This window comes from Massilia sp. ZL223 (genome assembly GCF_018119395.1).
In the GTDB taxonomy this organism is placed as follows: Bacteria; Pseudomonadota; Gammaproteobacteria; order Burkholderiales; family Burkholderiaceae_D; genus Telluria.
Map to the genome: position 1 here is coordinate 62,129 of NZ_JAGPWD010000006.1, position 14,454 is coordinate 76,582.

The following is a 14,454-nucleotide window of genomic DNA, read 5'->3' on the forward strand; positions in this document are numbered from 1 at the left end:
TATCGGTCCGCCGTCCGACCGCAAGAATTCTTAACCACAGGCCACACCATGATCAAACAAGCCCTCATTTCCGTTTCCGACAAGACCGGCGTGCTCGACTTCGCGCGCGCCCTCAGCGCACTCGGCGTCAACATCCTGTCGACTGGCGGCACCGCCAAGCTGCTGCAGGATAACGGCGTCCAGGTGACCGAGGTTGCCGATTACACCGGTTTCCCGGAAATGCTCGACGGCCGCGTCAAGACCCTGCACCCGAAGGTCCACGGCGGCATCCTGGCGCGCCGCGACCTGCCTGAGCACGTCGCCAAGCTGGACGAGCACGGCATTCCGCAGATCGACATGGTCGTGGTCAACCTGTACCCGTTCCAGCAGACCGTCGCCAAGGAAGAGTGCTCGCTGGAAGATGCGATCGAGAACATCGACATCGGCGGCCCGACCATGCTGCGCTCGGCGGCCAAGAACCACCGCGACGTGGTCGTGATCGTCGACCCGGCCGACTATGGCGTGGTGCTGGCCGAGATGAAGGGCACGGGCGAAGCCGCCGGCCCGGTCAGCTACGAAACCAAGTTCCGCCTGGCCAAGAAAGTGTTCGCCCACACCGCCCAGTACGACGGCGCGATCACCAACTACCTGACCAGCCTGGGCGAAGACCGCCAGCACGCGACCCGTTCGGGCTATCCGCAGACCCTGAACATGAGCTTCGAAAAGGTCCAGGACATGCGCTACGGCGAGAACCCGCACCAGGGCGCCGCCTTCTACCGCGACATCGCTCTAGTTCCCGGCGCGCTGGCCAACTACCGCCAGCTGCAGGGCAAGGAACTGTCATACAACAACATCGCCGACGCCGACGCGGCCTGGGAATGCGTCAAGTCGCTGGGCGGCCTGGGCCAGCCGGCCGGCTGCGTGATCGTCAAGCACGCCAACCCGTGCGGCGTGGCGATCGGCGCGGACGCGCTCGACGCCTACAACCGCGCCCTGCAGACCGACCCGACCTCGGCCTTCGGCGGCATCATCGCCTTCAACGTCGAAGTCGACGGCAAGGCGGCCGAAGCGCTGGCCAAGCTGTTCGTGGAAGTGCTGATCGCCCCGAGCTTCACGCCTGACGCGCGCCAGATCATGTCGGCCAAGCAGAACGTGCGCCTGCTGGAAATTCCGCTGGGCGCCGGCCAGAACCCCTACGACGTCAAGCGCGTCGGCGGCGGCCTGCTGGTGCAGTCGCCGGACGCCAAGAACGTGGGCCTGGGCGACCTGCGCGTGGTCACCAAGAAGCAGCCGACCCAGCAGCAGCTGCAGGACATGATGTTCGCGTGGCGCGTGGCCAAGTTCGTCAAGTCGAACGCCATCGTGTTCTGCGGTAACGGCATGACCCTGGGCGTGGGCGCGGGCCAGATGAGCCGCATCGACTCGGCGCGCATCGCTTCGATCAAGGCCCAGAACGCCGGCCTGACCCTGGCCGGTTCGGCCGTGGCCTCGGACGCCTTCTTCCCGTTCCGCGACGGCCTGGACGTGGTGGTCGATGCGGGCGCGACCTGCGTCATCCACCCGGGCGGCTCGATGCGCGACCAGGAAGTGATCGACGCGGCCGATGAGCGCGGCGTCGTGATGCTGTACACCGGTACCCGTCACTTCCGCCACTAATCTGCCTGCCGGCGGGATCCTTTCTGCGGATCCCGCCATCCAAGTGGTGTGATCAAAACCGCCACTTACTGTGTTTTTCTACAGTATTTTTCCCACGAACACCCCCAGCCGCTATATCATTCCACAATGATTATTCTCGGCATCGACCCGGGCCTGCGTACGACGGGGTTCGGCGTCATTGAAAAACATGGCGCGAAGCTGCGCTACATCGCCTCGGGCACCATCAAGACGGGCCTGGAGGGGGCGCTGCCGCCGCGCCTGAAGATCATCCTGGACGGCGTGAGCGAAGTCGTCGCCACCTATGGCCCCGTGTGCGCGGCCATCGAAAAAGTCTTCGTCAACGTCAATCCGCAGTCGACCCTGCTGCTGGGCCAGGCGCGCGGCGCCGCGATCACGGCCCTGGTCGGCGCCGACCTGGATGTCGCGGAGTACACCGCGGTCCAGGTGAAGCAGGCCGTGGTCGGCACCGGCAAGGCCGCCAAGGCCCAGGTCCAGGACATGGTTTCGCGCCTGCTCAAGCTGCCGGGCCTGCCGGGCAGCGACGCCGCCGACGCGCTCGGCGTGGCGATCTGCCATGCCAACACGATGGATGCGCTGGCCATGGTCCACGCGGCCGCGCCCGCCATGCAGGGCCTGCGCATGAAACGCAATCGTCTCGTCTAACAAGGAAGAACAACGATGATCGGACGCCTTTCCGGAATCCTGCTCGAAAAAACGCCGCCCCAGGTGCTGGTGGACTGCAATGGCATCGGCTATGAAGTCGACGTGCCGATGAGCACCTTCTACAACCTGCCGCACACCGGCGAGAAAGTGGTGCTGTTCACCCACCTGATCGTGCGCGAAGACGCCCACCTGCTGTTCGGCTTCGGCACCGCGTCCGAGCGCGCGCTGTTCCGCCAGCTGATCAAGATCACCGGCATCGGCGCGCGCATGGGCCTGGCGATCCTGTCCGGCATGTCGGTGGCCGACCTGTCGCAGGCCGTCACCCTGCAGGAAACCGGGCGCCTGGTGAAGATCCCCGGCATCGGCAAGAAGACCGCCGAACGCCTGCTGCTGGAACTGAAGGGGAAGCTGGGCGCCGATATCGGCGTGGTAGGCGGCGCCGTGCGCGACGACGCCCAGGCTGACGTGCTCAATGCGCTGGTCGCTTTGGGGTATTCTGACAAGGAGGCGCTCCTGGCGATCAAGAACCTGCCGGCCGGCAGCAGCGTTTCCGACGGTATCAAGTTCGCATTGAAGGCATTGTCCAAGGCATGAGCATCCAGACCGACAACTTCACCGAACAGCGCGTCATCGATGCCGCGCCGGCTTCGCCGAACGAGGAGGCGATCGAACGCGCCTTGCGCCCGAAACACCTGGAAGAATACGTCGGCCAGGAAAAGATCCGCGACCAGCTCGAGATCTTCATCCACGCCGCGCGCAAGCGCCGCGAAGCGCTCGACCACACCCTGCTGTTCGGTCCGCCGGGCCTGGGCAAGACCACGCTCGCCCACATCATCGCGCGCGAGATGGGCGTCAACCTGCGCCAGACTTCCGGCCCGGTGCTGGAGCGCCCGGGCGACCTGGCCGCGCTGCTGACCAACCTCGAAGCGAACGACGTGCTGTTCATCGACGAGATCCACCGCCTGTCGCCGGTGGTCGAGGAGATCCTGTATCCCGCGCTCGAGGACTACCAGATCGACATCATGATCGGCGAAGGCCCGGCCGCGCGCTCGGTCAAGCTCGACCTGCAGCCGTTTACCCTAGTGGGCGCGACCACCCGCGCCGGCATGCTGACCAATCCGCTGCGCGACCGCTTCGGCATCGTGGCGCGCCTGGAGTTCTACAACGTCGACGAGCTGACCAAGATCGTGGCGCGCAGCGCCGCGCTGCTGGAAGCGCCCATCAACGAAGAGGGCGCGCGCGAAGTCGCCAAGCGCGCCCGCGGCACGCCGCGTATCGCCAACCGCCTGCTGCGCCGCGTGCGCGACTATGCGGAAGTGAAGGGCAACGGCGAGATCACGAAAGAGATGGCCGACCGCGCCCTGAAGATGCTCGACGTCGACACCGTCGGCTTCGACGTCATGGACCGCAAGCTGCTGGAAGCGGTGCTGTTCAAGTTCGCCGGCGGCCCGGTGGGCATCGGCAACCTGGCGGCGGCGATCGGCGAAGCGGCCGACACCATCGAGGACGTGCTGGAACCCTACCTGATCCAGCAGGGCTACCTGCAGCGCACCCCGCGCGGCCGGATCGCCACGCCGCTGGCCTACCAGCATTTCGGCGTCACCGCGCCGCGCATCAGCCCCACGGGCGATCTCTGGGACAACCTCCCGCTGGCTTAGCGCAGCCGCTCGCGCCGGCGTGCCGTGCGCTGCCCTACAACGCAGGAATCAGCACCTTGTCGATGACATGGATGACGCCATTGCTCGCCCGCACGTCGACCGCGCTGATCCTGGCCTGGACAGCCGTCGTATCGCGAATCGTCGGCGGCGTTCCCGATGTGAAGACGAGGCTTTGACCGGACACCGTCGCGACCGGCGTGCCGAACGGAATCTGCGTCGACAGTACCTGGCTGGGCAGGACGTGGTAGGTCAGGACGGTGCGCAGTTGCGCCGTGCTCAGGTTCGAGGGCGCGGCGGCGAAGGCGGCATCGGTCGGGGCGAACACCGTGAACGGACCGCTGCCGCTCAGCGTTCCCTGGAGATCGGCCGCCACCACGGCGGCGACGAGGGAGCTGAAGAGCGGATTCGCCTGGGCCATCTGGACGAGGTTCAGCACGCCCGGCGGAATGAGCACCTTGTCGACCGCATGGATGACTCCGTTGCTGGCCGGGACATTGGCCGTGACCACCGTTGCGCTCGTCAGCGCCGCATCCGTGATTTTCACGCCGCTGGTGAAATCGAAGTTCAGCCTGGCCGGCGCGTTCTCGAAGGAATAGGCTGTCGCCTGGGTTGCACCACCGGCGGCCAGGTCGGCGGACAGCTTCTTCGTGCCGAGCACATGGTAAGTCAGGATGCTTTGCAGCGCGGCCGGCGGCAAGGCATTGACCATGGCCGTCGCATCGGCAAAGCCGAGCCGTTTCGCCAGGTCGGTAAAGGCCTGGTCGGTGGGCGCGAACACCGTCAGCTGGGCATTGGCATCGGTCAGCGTGTTCGCGATGCCGGCCTTGGCGGCCGCTGCCAGCAAGGCGTTGAAGCCCTGTGCCTTCGCTACCTCGGCGATATTCCCCTGGTTCGCTGCCGGCGGATCGTCGTCATCGCCGCCGCCGCACCCGGCCAGTCCCGTCGCCAGCGCCAGAGCAGCCAGCCCAAGTTTCAGAAAATGCCTTACGTTCATGTCAACCTCCGAAGTGTGAGATGTCCGGTTTCATGCATGCCTGGTGCCGAATATAGTTCGAGTGAACCGCGATCTCAAACGCGCACGCTACAAAAGCGGTGCTTTATCGGGTCAAGACATGAGGGAGGCGGTTAAGCGGGTCATACGCGGTTCGATCCTGCGATAGATGCTGGTGCGGAGGACAGGGGAACGGAGAGGAAGCGCCGCCATGCAGCGGGTACGCATCGTCGGCAGCGGATCAGTGACCGCGCCGCCGTCGATGTCGTTTGTCGGAAAGCCTGTTCAGAAATGCGGCTCGCAGACTTCGCGTTCGCGCATGCGGCGGTGGCCCTGCGCGCTCATGAGTGGCATGACGAAGGTCATGTAGAGCACGATCGTCAGGCTCAGCATCGCGCTGCACATCCACAGCATCAATGGCGAACCGCCGCGCCACATCATGGCCAGGCTGCCCAGCAAAGGCGCCGCCAGCAGCAGCCCTGCCAGCGAGCGCAGCTGCGGCGACCGGCGCATGCGGTGGCCCGCCATGCCGATCAGGAAGAAACCCGAGGATGCCAGCGTCAGGCCCACCAGCACGCCGGCGGCCCTGAAGGCGTCCGGCATGACGTTGCCATTCGGGTACAGCATGACGGGCGGGGCCACCAGGATCATGATCCCGGCAAGCAAACACAGCAGGCGCACAAAAATCATGGCCGCTCCTTTTCCTGCATTAAAGCAACAAATTCGATGACGTTCATGGGAATGATGCTGAAAGATGATAGGCCTGCCCGATTGGCAAGTCTGTGGAAGATAGCATAAAGACAATATCCGATTTCACATGGCCTGTAGTTCGTGCGCCACAGTACGCTTGAAATATATTGACTAAATATTAATTAATAGGTAAGGCTGAGCAGCTGCCATTGTGACAATTGTCATCCGGCTTTGATGGCAGCCGCTTCTATTTTGCGCTTTCCTTTCTTCGCATACTGGCTGCACTATCCACCCTGCGAGGACCCCATGAACATCACATCCCTGAAAGCCGTGCTGGCCGCCGCCGGCTTCCTCCTGAGCGGCGCCGCACTGGCCGCCGCCACCCTGGTCCAGGACGTCCGCGTCTTCGACGGCAAGAGCGCGCATGCGCGCCGCTCCGTCCTGTTCGAGGATGGCGTGGTCGTCGACGCGGATTTCCGTGGACCGGTTCCGGCTGGCGCACGCATGGTCGACGGGGCAGGGCGCAGCTTGCTGCCCGGCCTGATCGATGCCCATACCCACGCCTTCCGCGACCAGGAGCTGCCGCTGATGTTCGGCGTTACGACCCAGGTCGACATGTTCACCGGCGTGCCCCTGATGCAGGAAATGCAGGCCGCCATGAAGGCCGGCAAGAACAAGCAGCGCGCCGACATGTTCTCGGCCGGCACCCTGGTGACCGCGCCCGGCGGCCACGGCACCCAGTTCGGCATGGCGATCCCGACCCTGACCCGCGCCGAGGATGCCCAGGCCTTTGTCGACGCCCGCATCGCCGAGGGTTCGGACTTCATCAAGATCGTGATGGAAGCGGGCGGGCACGGCATGCGCAAGCTGGACACGCTCGACCTGCCCACCGTGAAAGCGGTGATCGCGGCAGCCCACCGGCGCGGCAAGCTGGCCGTGGTGCACGTCAGCACCGAGCAGGATGCGCGCGCCGTCCTGGAAGCCGGCGCCGATGGCCTGGTCCACCTGTTCCCCGGCGCGGCCGTGCCGCAGGCGCGCGCCGACAGCCTGGCCGCGCTGGCGCGCGAGAAGGGCGCCTTCGTGATCCCGACCTTCACCGTCCTGGAGAGCGTGGCCGGCGCGCATGAGGACGACCTGCTGCGCCACCCCCAGCTGGCGAGCCTGCTGGACGGCGAAGCCCAGGGCCAGCTGAAGGCGCGCTACGGCGCCACGGCCCGGCCGGCGCTGCTCGAGGCGCCGCGCATGGTGACCGCCGCGCTGCGCCGCGCGGGCGTACCGGTGCTGGCCGGCAGCGACGCCGGCAATCCCGGCACCCAGTACGGCGTCAGCCTGCACCGCGAACTGGCCGCCCTGGTCGAAGCCGGCCTGAGCCCGCTCGACGCGCTGGCCTCGGCGACCTCTGTGCCTGCCAAGGCTTTCAAACTGGGCCAGCGCGGCTGCATCGCCAAGGGCTGCAAGGCCGACCTGCTGCTGGTCGAGGGCGATCCGACCCGGGACATCATGGCCACGCGCCGCATTGTGGAGGTGTGGAAGGATGGCGAGAGCGTGAACCCGATGCGCGAGGCCCGGCGCCGGCAGGTCGCGCAGGCGGCGGCCGGCAAGTCCGGCGGCAAGCCGCTCGCCTTGCCGGCGGACGGGCGCATCAGCCAGTTCAGCGAAGCGAAGCTCGGCAGCCCCTTCGGTTCCGGCTGGATGCCGACCGTCGACGCCATCGCCGGCGGCCGCTCCACCACCACCTTGGCGGCCCAGCCCGCGCTGGGCGATGGCCAGGTGCCGCTGGCGATCTCGGGCACGATCTCTCCCGACCTGCCCTATGCCTGGGCCGGCGCGGCCTTCATGCCGGGCGAGCGGCCGATGCAGGCGGCCGACCTGAGCGCCGCCAGGCTGGTGCGCTTCAAGGTGCGCGGCGACGGCGGCAGCTACCGCGCGATGATGATGTCGCAGGGCGTGCCGATGCCGGGCTACGCCTTCTTCACGGCGGGGCCGGAATGGACCGAGGTGAGCATCCCCTTCAGCGCCTTCCGCGGGGTCGATCCGGCCAGGGCGACCATGATAGGATTTGCCGCCGGACCGAAGGCCGGCCCCTACCGCTTCGAGATCGCCGATGTGCGCCTGCTCGAACGCTGACAAGAACAAGGAAGAGACGAGCATGGAGAGAATCAGGCGCGTGCTGGCGGGGCCCTGGACCCCGCCGGAACTGGGCAAGCTGCCCTACCTGTGGATCCTGAGCCTGGGCTACCTGGGCTGGAAGTACGCCTACGTGACGCCCTCGCTGCTGGAGACGCTGCTGCTGGTGCTGACCATCCTCGTCTTCCTGCCGCTGTACTGCTTCGGCTTCTGGGCGCGCGGCTGGCAGTCGCTTGCGTGCATCGCGGCTTCCAGCCTGCTGGGCGCGCTGTGGGCGCCGCACAACGCGGGTGCGGCAAGCTTCTTCATCTTCGCCTGCGCCATGTGCGCCGGCCTGCCGAGCGCGCGGCACGCGGTGCCGGCGGCGCTGGCGGTCCTTGGCTTCGCCTCGCTGGTCTCGCTGCGCCTGGAGTACATGCGCCTGGTCTTCCTGCTGCCGGTGCTGACCATCGGCCTGCCGGTCGCCATCTCCGCCGTCATGGACCGCAGCCTGCGCAAGTCGCGCGCCCAGCTGCTGCGCAAGCAGGAAGAGGTCGAGCACTTCGCCCGCATCGCCGAACGCGAGCGCATCTCGCGCGACCTGCACGACCTGCTGGGCCATTCGCTGTCCCTGATCGCATTGAAGGCCGAACTGGCGGGCAAGCTGGCGCGCCGCGACGCCGACGCCTGTGCGCGCGAGATCGCCGACATCGAAACCAGCGCGCGCCAGGCCCTGGCCGAAGTGCGCGCCGCCGTGACGGGCTTCCGCCAGAGCGGTCTGGCGCAAGCGCTGGCCAGCGCCCGCGCCAGCCTGGCCGCGGCCGATGTCGCGCTCACCGAGCGGGTCGAACGCTTCCCGCTGGCCCCCAGCACCGAGCACGTGGTGGCGCTGGCCGTGCGCGAAGCCGTCACCAACATCGTCCGCCATGCAGGCGCGCGCAGCTGCACCCTGTCGCTGGCGCAGGAAGGCGGGGAGGCCGTGCTGCGCGTGGCCGACGACGGAAGGCTGCGTAGCGAAGACGGCCTCCAGCACGGCAACGGACTGGAAGGCATGCGCGAGCGCGTCTCGGCCGCCGGCGGCCGTCTCGCGCTGCATGTGCGCGACGGCCTGGAACTCGAACTGCATCTGCCGAATGGGGTGACCAATTGATCCGCATCCTGATTGCCGAAGACCAGAAGATGGTGCTGGGCGCCCTGTGCGCGCTGCTGCGCCTGGAACCCGATGTCGAGGTGGTCGGCAGCGCCGACAACGGCCGCGACGCGCTGGCCCTGTGCCTGGACAAGGCGCCGGACATCGTCCTGACCGACATCGAAATGCCGCACATGACCGGCCTCGAGCTGGCCGCGCGCCTGCGCGAGGCGAAGTCGCCCGCGAAGGTGATCGTGGTGACCACCTTCGGGCGCAGCGGCTACCTGCGGCGCGCGCTGGAAGCCGGCGTGCGCGGCTACCTGCTCAAGGACGCGCCGGTGGACGCGCTGGCCGAGGCGATCCGCACCGTGCACGCGGGCGGACGCGCCATCGCGCCCGAGCTGGCGCTGGAGAGCTGGAGCGGCGGCAGCGACCCGCTGACCGAGCGCGAACGCCAGGTGCTGCGCCTGGCCGGAGAAGGGCGCAGCAGCGCCGACATCGCACGCCAGGTGCACCTGTCGGAGGGCACGGTGAGGAACTACCTGTCGGAAGCGATCAGCAAGGTGGGCGCGGGCAACCGCGTGGAAGCTTATCGGATGGCGCGCGACGCCGGCTGGCTGTAGCGGCGGCTGCGCAAGGGTTTGGCGAGCGGATGGGCGCGGCGCGGCGTCTTGCGCGGCGTGGGGACGACCATCAGCGGATGGATGAAGCTCAGGTAGAGCAGGATGGTCAGCACCAGCAGGTAGGCGCAGATGAAGACCATCATCAGGTTGTCGCCATGCCAGATCACGATCGCGCTGGCGCCGAAGGGCACCAGCAGCATCAGGGCCGCGAAGGAACGCAGGCCGGGCGAGCGGCTCATGCGGTGGCCGGCCATGGCGACCAGGAAGAAGCCGGTCGAGGCCAGCGCCAGTCCCAGCAGGCAGATGTAGGGTTCGGCGGCGTCCGGAATGCCGTGCGCGGTGGACGCCAGCAGCGCCGCCGGCAGCAGGATGCCGAACACCCCGCCGGCCAGGCTCAGCAGGCGCAGCACACGCATGGCCCGGCCCCGGAAGAAGGGGCGTGCGGTGTGCGTGATCGGAGTCGGGTTCATGCGCGCTGGCTCAGGATGACGTCGTCTTGACGTTAGCATAGCCGCAATCCCATGACAGCGGAATGAATTGCGTGTGCGACATATCAGTGGGCGGCGCTTTTCGAGAACAGGTTGATCACCGCCACCCCGGCAATGATGAGCGCCAGGCCGGCGATGGCGGCCAGGTCCAGGCTCTGGCGGTAGACGATCCAGCTCACCAGCGAAATCAGGATGATGCCGACGCCCGACCAGATCGCGTAGGCGATGCCTGTCGGCAGCATGCGAAGGCTGAAGGTCAGCAGGTAGAAGGACAGGGCGTAGCAGGCCACCGTCACGAGGCTGGGCAGCGGACGGGTGAAGCTGTCCGAGGCTTTCAGGGCGGTGGTGCCGATGACTTCGGAAACGATGGCGAGGCCGAGGTAGACGTAGGCCTGGGTCGGGGTCATGGGAGGCGGCCCGTCGGAATGATATGGTGTTTAGTTAGCAGAAAGACGTCGTTACTGCCACTGGCAGTAACGACCCCCGGCGAAGGCCGGGGCCCAAGTTTGCGTAAGCTATCGAGACGCTAAACTTAGGCGGAACAATGCCGGTGGCATTGTTCCGGCCTTCGCCGGAACGACGTTTATACGCTAACCGGGAGAACATGGTTAGCGACTGCTCGCACAGCTTACTGCTCGCGCACCCAGGTCTGGGAACGCCCGAACATCGGCGCGCCGATGTAGCCGCGCACTTCGAGCTTGTTGCCGTTGTCCTTCAGGGTCGCCTTGCTCTTGTAGGTCTTGCCCTTGCTCGGATCGAGGATCTCGCCGCCGGTGTACTCGTCGCCTTCCTTCTTCAGGCCCGAGAGGATGGTCAGGCCGATCATCGGCTGGTCCTTGCGCGCGCCGTCGCACTTCACGCATTTCGGGTTCTGGTCTTCGGTGGGGGCGCGGAACAGTTTTTCGATGCGGCCGGTCAGGACGCCCTGTTCCTCGGTGATGCGGACCAGCGCCTTCGGCTTGCCGGTTTCGTCGTCGATCGTCTTCCAGGTGCCGACCGGCGAGGAATTGTCCGCCCAGGCGGCAGGCATCGCGAACATGGCGGCAATCAGGCTTACGCCCATCAGGTGTCGCATCTTGAGTCTCCAGTGTAGTTGTGGTGCTGCCCAGTGTAGCAAACCCGATTCGCAGCGGGGGTGCGCGAAACCGAGGAAACCCTCCAATTTATGCACCGGCGTGCGCTTCAGGCAGCGGGAGGCAGGTCCAGGGTCGGCAACTGGTTGCGCCTTTCAGTGGGGCGGGTCAGCACGCGCAGCGTGACCTCGAGCGGAACGCCCATGTCGGCCAGTTCGCGCGCCACGCCCGGCCGGCCCTGGCTGGCGGCGTCGTGAATCACATTCTCGATGAGCAGGGCGGTCTTGTAGTCGGTTCGTCGGTCCATGCAGCGATCCTAACATGGCTGCGTCAATACGAGATCCTTGCTGATATGCATTTCATGCAAGCCCGATGCTTGCCGTCACGCCGTCACGGGATTCGGTCCCACCATGGTTGAGGCAGTCGCAGTCCAGGCATATCATTGCCGTCACCCCATCACCGGAGACCACGATGACCGACCTGCTGCTCGCCATCCTGCATCACGTGACCATGTTCGCCCTGTTCGGCGTGCTCGCCGTCGAACTGGCGGTCGTCAAGCCGAATATGACGACCGGCCAGGTCGCCCTGGCCGCGCGCGTCGACCGCTTGTACGGACTGTTCGCCATGCTGATGATCGTCATCGGCTTCTCGCGCGCCGTGTTCGCCGCCAAGGGCTGGGACTACTATTCCCACAACGGCTTCTTCTGGGCCAAGATCGCGAGCTTCGCGCTGGTCGGAGCGCTGTCGGCGCTCCCCACCATCCGCTTCATCCGCTGGCGCCGCGCCAGCCACCGCCCGGACGACGGCGAGGTCGCACATGTGCGGCGCTTCCTGCATGCCCAGGCCGCGCTATTCTTCCTGATTCCGATCTTCGCGGCCGCCATGGCGCGCGGCTACGGCAGCTTTACCTGACAAGGAAACCTCATGCACATGTTGTCCGGCGTGGCCGCGCGCCTGCTATTGTCCCTGGCCGCCTTGCTGGCCGCCCAGTCCGCCCACGCGGCCTTGCCGGACGTGGATATCGGCGCCCGCTTTCGCGAAGCGCGCGTGGAAGGGACCTTCGTGCTGCTCGACGGCCGGAGCGGCGAGATCCGGCGCCATGCGCCGGCGCGGGCCGCGCAGGGCTTCCTGCCGGCGTCGACTTACAAGATCCCGAATACCCTGATCGCCCTGGAGGAGGGCGCCGCCAGGGACAAGGATGTCAAGCTGGCCTGGGACAGCGCGCGTGCGCCGCGCCAGCCGTGGTGGCCGGCGTCGTGGGCGCAGGACCACACCCTGGAGTCGGCGCTGAAGAACTCGGCGGTCTGGTATTACCAGGAGATGGCGCGGCGCATCGGTCCGTCCCGGATGCAGCACTGGGTCGACCGCTTCGGCTACGGCAACCGCGACATCTCGGGCGGCATCGACCAGTTCTGGCTGACGGGCGGCCTGCGCATCTCGGCGGACCAGCAGGTCGATTTCCTGCGCCGCTTTTACGCCGGCCAGCTTGGCGTTTCGGCGCGCACCACCCGGCTCGCCAAGGAGATGCTGGTGCTGGAGGAGACCCCGGACTACCGCCTGAGCGGCAAGAGCGGCTGGGCCGGTTTCGGCGCGCCCCAACAGCCGCAGCTCGGCTGGCTGGTGGGCTACCTGGAACGCGAAGGCGAGGTGCACTTCTTCGCCATGAACCTCGATATCGCGCGGCCCGGGGACACCGCGGCGCGCATGAACATCCTCAAGGCGGTGCTGCGCGACTTCCGCTTGCTGCCCTGATCACGCCTGCTGTCTCCGGGCAGCAGAACCTGAAGTGACGGCCTAGTGGATTGCCTGCAGCTGCGTGAACTCTTCGATGGCGAAATCGACGAAGGCGCGCGCCCGCGGCGCCATGTGGCGCGCGCTCGGAAAGACCAGGTGGACGGGCAGCGGCGCCGGTTCGTAGTCGGTCAGCAGGCGGCTGAGGGCGCCGGCCTGCAGGTCGGGCACGGCCTGGTAGGACAGGACGCGTGCGATGCCGAAGCCTTCGCGCGCCGCGTTCAGCACCCCTTCCACATCGTTCACCTGCAGGCGCGGCGCGAAGCGCACGACTTGTTCGCTCCCCGCCGCGCCGAAGCGCCACTCCGGCAGGCCGCGCACTGCGGTGCCCAGGATGAGTTCGTGCTGCGCCAGTTCCTCCGGCGTGGCCGGCTCGCCTCGGCGCCCCAGGTAGTCGGGACTGGCGACGGTAATCCGCTTCACCGCGCCCAGCTCGCGGGCGACCAGGCCGGAGTTCTCCAGCGCGCCGATGCGCAAGGCGATGTCGACGCCATTGTCGATCAGGTGCATGTTGCGGTCAGCCAGCACCAGGTCGACCTGGATATCCGGATGGCGCATCAGGAAGCGGGTGGCGAGCGAGGTCATGTAGCGGCGGCCGAACACCATGGGCGCCGTGATCCGCAGCAGGCCCTGGGGCGGCCCGGCCTGGTATTCGCACATCGCCGATTCGTACTCGGCCAGCAGGCGACGCGCGTGCGTGGCGAGCCGCTGTCCTTCGCCGGTCGCCGACAGCCTGCGCGTGCTCCTTTCGAACAGCCGAGTCCCGATGCGCTGCTCGAGCGTGGCAAGCATGCGCGTGACCGCCGACGGCGAGCGGCGCAGCTTGTGGGCCGCGGCGGCCATGCTGCCGGTATCGAGGATGGCGAGGAACACCTGCAGTTCGTCTAAGCGGTCCATGGACTGTTGCGCGTGGCGGAAGAATGAATTGCCATTATGTGCTATTCCGGCAAGAGAGTGTCGTGGCTAGGATAGGCGTACCGCCAACTCTTCTTCCTTCACCATGACGACTTCCATCATCCTGTACGGCACCGCGCTTTCCGGGCACACCCACCGCGTGGAATTGTTCCTGAACCTGCTGGGGCTCGCTTACCGCCGCATCGACGCGCCGGCCCCGGTCCGCAAGAGCGCCGAATTCCTGGACCTGAACCCGCTCGGCCAGATTCCCGTCCTGCAGGATGGGGAGGTAGTGCTGGCGGACAGCAATGCCATCCTGGTGTATCTCGCCAAGCGCTACGCGCCGGGCGGCGCCTGGCTGCCGGAGGATCCGGTCGGCGCGGCGCGGGTCCAGCGCTGGCTGTCGCTGGCGGCCGGCGAGATCGCCTACGGCCCGGCGAAGGCGCGTATTTCAGCGCGCTTCGGCGATACCGGTATGCCGCCGGCGCTCATGCAGCGGCTGGCCGGGCAGGCGCTGGCCTTCATGGAATCCACGCTCGGCCGGCAGGACTTCCTTGCCGACGCGACGCCGACCCTGGCGGACCTGGCGTGCTACGCCTATATCGCTCATGCGCCGGAAGGCGGGATCGCGCTGGATCCCTATCCGCAGGTGCGCGCCTGGATCGCGCGTGTCCAGGCCTTGCCCGGCTTTATCGCGATGCCGGAGAAGTGAG

General features: G+C 67.0%; 17 protein-coding genes. 10 read left to right on the forward strand and 7 right to left on the reverse strand.

Annotated elements, in window-relative coordinates; translation table 11 throughout:
• Positions 1–48: 48 nt before the first annotated feature.
• From purH to ruvB, 4 genes are all read left to right on the forward strand, one after another.
• A complete protein-coding gene (gene purH, locus KBW95_RS06460; protein ID WP_211525569.1) occupies positions 49–1,635 on the forward strand; it encodes a bifunctional phosphoribosylaminoimidazolecarboxamide formyltransferase/IMP cyclohydrolase in 1,587 nt (528 codons plus the stop codon).
• Between the two features lie 126 nt (positions 1,636–1,761).
• Positions 1,762–2,298, forward strand: a complete 537-nt coding sequence (ruvC, locus tag KBW95_RS06465; protein ID WP_211525570.1) for a crossover junction endodeoxyribonuclease RuvC — start codon at positions 1,762–1,764, stop codon at positions 2,296–2,298.
• A 15-nt stretch (positions 2,299–2,313) separates the two neighbouring features.
• Positions 2,314–2,892 carry a Holliday junction branch migration protein RuvA gene (gene ruvA / locus KBW95_RS06470; protein WP_211525571.1) on the forward strand — a complete coding sequence of 193 codons (579 nt, stop codon included), beginning with the start codon at positions 2,314–2,316 and terminating at the stop codon, positions 2,890–2,892.
• Positions 2,889–3,956, forward strand: a complete 1,068-nt coding sequence (gene ruvB, locus KBW95_RS06475) for a Holliday junction branch migration DNA helicase RuvB (protein ID WP_211525572.1) — start codon at positions 2,889–2,891, stop codon at positions 3,954–3,956. Before ruvA ends, ruvB begins: the two co-directional genes overlap by 4 nt.
• A 34-nt stretch (positions 3,957–3,990) precedes the next feature.
• On the opposite strand, the gene KBW95_RS06480 is transcribed toward ruvB, so the two are convergent.
• Positions 3,991–4,950 (reverse strand): fasciclin domain-containing protein, encoded by a 960-nt coding sequence (locus KBW95_RS06480; RefSeq protein WP_229429583.1) that lies wholly within the window; start codon positions 4,948–4,950, stop codon positions 3,991–3,993.
• Between the two features lie 282 nt (positions 4,951–5,232).
• The gene (locus tag KBW95_RS06485; protein ID WP_211525573.1) at positions 5,233–5,637 is read right to left on the reverse strand and encodes a hypothetical protein; all 405 of its coding nucleotides are present in this window, start codon (positions 5,635–5,637) and stop codon (positions 5,233–5,235) included.
• A 306-nt stretch (positions 5,638–5,943) separates the two neighbouring features.
• On the opposite strand from KBW95_RS06485, the gene KBW95_RS06490 reads away from it, so the two are divergent.
• From KBW95_RS06490 to KBW95_RS06500, 3 genes are read left to right on the forward strand one after another with little or no spacing between them, the layout of a single operon-like run.
• Complete coding sequence (locus KBW95_RS06490; protein ID WP_211527749.1) at positions 5,944–7,764, forward strand: CIA30 family protein; 1,821 nt, start codon at positions 5,944–5,946, stop codon at positions 7,762–7,764.
• A 22-nt stretch (positions 7,765–7,786) separates the two neighbouring features.
• Complete coding sequence (locus KBW95_RS06495) at positions 7,787–8,893, forward strand: sensor histidine kinase (protein ID WP_211525575.1); 1,107 nt, start codon at positions 7,787–7,789, stop codon at positions 8,891–8,893.
• Complete coding sequence (locus KBW95_RS06500) at positions 8,890–9,495, forward strand: response regulator transcription factor (protein WP_211527750.1); 606 nt, start codon at positions 8,890–8,892, stop codon at positions 9,493–9,495. The genes KBW95_RS06495 and KBW95_RS06500 overlap by 4 nt, the downstream gene beginning before the upstream one ends.
• On the opposite strand, the gene KBW95_RS06505 is transcribed toward KBW95_RS06500, so the two are convergent.
• The 4 genes from KBW95_RS06505 to KBW95_RS06520 form a co-directional block, all read right to left on the reverse strand.
• The gene (locus KBW95_RS06505) at positions 9,462–9,965 is read right to left on the reverse strand and encodes a hypothetical protein (protein ID WP_211527752.1); all 504 of its coding nucleotides are present in this window, start codon (positions 9,963–9,965) and stop codon (positions 9,462–9,464) included. The genes KBW95_RS06500 and KBW95_RS06505 overlap by 34 nt on opposite strands.
• Positions 9,966–10,048: 83 nt before the next feature.
• A complete protein-coding gene (locus KBW95_RS06510) occupies positions 10,049–10,390 on the reverse strand; it encodes an SMR family transporter (protein WP_211527753.1) in 342 nt (113 codons plus the stop codon).
• Between the two features lie 221 nt (positions 10,391–10,611).
• Positions 10,612–11,058 (reverse strand): DUF2147 domain-containing protein, encoded by a 447-nt coding sequence (locus KBW95_RS06515; protein ID WP_211525579.1) that lies wholly within the window; start codon positions 11,056–11,058, stop codon positions 10,612–10,614.
• A 107-nt stretch (positions 11,059–11,165) separates the two neighbouring features.
• Positions 11,166–11,363: a hypothetical protein gene (locus KBW95_RS06520; RefSeq protein ID WP_211525580.1), complete on the reverse strand. Its 198-nt coding sequence runs from the start codon at positions 11,361–11,363 to the stop codon at positions 11,166–11,168.
• Positions 11,364–11,527: 164 nt separating this feature from the next.
• Here KBW95_RS06520 and KBW95_RS06525 point away from each other — a divergent pair, with 164 nt between their 5' ends.
• Both KBW95_RS06525 and blaOXA read left to right on the forward strand, forming a co-directional pair.
• On the forward strand, positions 11,528–11,968 hold the full coding sequence (locus KBW95_RS06525) for a DUF2214 family protein (RefSeq protein ID WP_211525581.1): 441 nt from the start codon (positions 11,528–11,530) through the stop codon (positions 11,966–11,968).
• A 12-nt stretch (positions 11,969–11,980) separates the two neighbouring features.
• Positions 11,981–12,808, forward strand: coding sequence for a class D beta-lactamase (gene blaOXA / locus KBW95_RS06530; RefSeq protein ID WP_211527755.1), 828 nt, complete (start codon positions 11,981–11,983; stop codon positions 12,806–12,808).
• Positions 12,809–12,850: 42 nt separating this feature from the next.
• On the opposite strand, the gene KBW95_RS06535 is transcribed toward blaOXA, so the two are convergent.
• Positions 12,851–13,744, reverse strand: coding sequence for a LysR family transcriptional regulator (locus tag KBW95_RS06535; RefSeq protein ID WP_211525583.1), 894 nt, complete (start codon positions 13,742–13,744; stop codon positions 12,851–12,853).
• Between the two features lie 103 nt (positions 13,745–13,847).
• On the opposite strand from KBW95_RS06535, the gene KBW95_RS06540 reads away from it, so the two are divergent.
• A complete protein-coding gene (locus KBW95_RS06540; protein ID WP_211525584.1) occupies positions 13,848–14,453 on the forward strand; it encodes a glutathione S-transferase family protein in 606 nt (201 codons plus the stop codon).
• The last annotated feature ends 1 nt before the right edge of the window (position 14,454 follow it).

What these genes read in the sequence shown, in the direction of transcription:
- purH (WP_211525569.1), top strand. Translation starts at nt 49, where the DNA reads ATGATCAAACAAGCCCTCATTTCCGTTTCCGACAAGACCGGCGTGCTC.
- ruvC (WP_211525570.1), top strand. Translation starts at nt 1,762, where the DNA reads ATGATTATTCTCGGCATCGACCCGGGCCTGCGTACGACGGGGTTCGGC.
- ruvA (WP_211525571.1), top strand. Translation starts at nt 2,314, where the DNA reads ATGATCGGACGCCTTTCCGGAATCCTGCTCGAAAAAACGCCGCCCCAG.
- ruvB (WP_211525572.1), top strand. Translation starts at nt 2,889, where the DNA reads ATGAGCATCCAGACCGACAACTTCACCGAACAGCGCGTCATCGATGCC.
- KBW95_RS06480 (WP_229429583.1), bottom strand. Translation starts at nt 4,950, where the DNA reads ATGAACGTAAGGCATTTTCTGAAACTTGGGCTGGCTGCTCTGGCGCTG.
- KBW95_RS06485 (WP_211525573.1), bottom strand. Translation starts at nt 5,637, where the DNA reads ATGATTTTTGTGCGCCTGCTGTGTTTGCTTGCCGGGATCATGATCCTG.
- KBW95_RS06490 (WP_211527749.1), top strand. Translation starts at nt 5,944, where the DNA reads ATGAACATCACATCCCTGAAAGCCGTGCTGGCCGCCGCCGGCTTCCTC.
- KBW95_RS06495 (WP_211525575.1), top strand. Translation starts at nt 7,787, where the DNA reads ATGGAGAGAATCAGGCGCGTGCTGGCGGGGCCCTGGACCCCGCCGGAA.
- KBW95_RS06505 (WP_211527752.1), bottom strand. Translation starts at nt 9,965, where the DNA reads ATGAACCCGACTCCGATCACGCACACCGCACGCCCCTTCTTCCGGGGC.
- KBW95_RS06510 (WP_211527753.1), bottom strand. Translation starts at nt 10,390, where the DNA reads ATGACCCCGACCCAGGCCTACGTCTACCTCGGCCTCGCCATCGTTTCC.
- KBW95_RS06515 (WP_211525579.1), bottom strand. Translation starts at nt 11,058, where the DNA reads ATGCGACACCTGATGGGCGTAAGCCTGATTGCCGCCATGTTCGCGATG.
- KBW95_RS06520 (WP_211525580.1), bottom strand. Translation starts at nt 11,363, where the DNA reads ATGGACCGACGAACCGACTACAAGACCGCCCTGCTCATCGAGAATGTG.
- KBW95_RS06525 (WP_211525581.1), top strand. Translation starts at nt 11,528, where the DNA reads ATGACCGACCTGCTGCTCGCCATCCTGCATCACGTGACCATGTTCGCC.
- blaOXA (WP_211527755.1), top strand. Translation starts at nt 11,981, where the DNA reads ATGCACATGTTGTCCGGCGTGGCCGCGCGCCTGCTATTGTCCCTGGCC.
- KBW95_RS06535 (WP_211525583.1), bottom strand. Translation starts at nt 13,744, where the DNA reads ATGGACCGCTTAGACGAACTGCAGGTGTTCCTCGCCATCCTCGATACC.
- KBW95_RS06540 (WP_211525584.1), top strand. Translation starts at nt 13,848, where the DNA reads ATGACGACTTCCATCATCCTGTACGGCACCGCGCTTTCCGGGCACACC.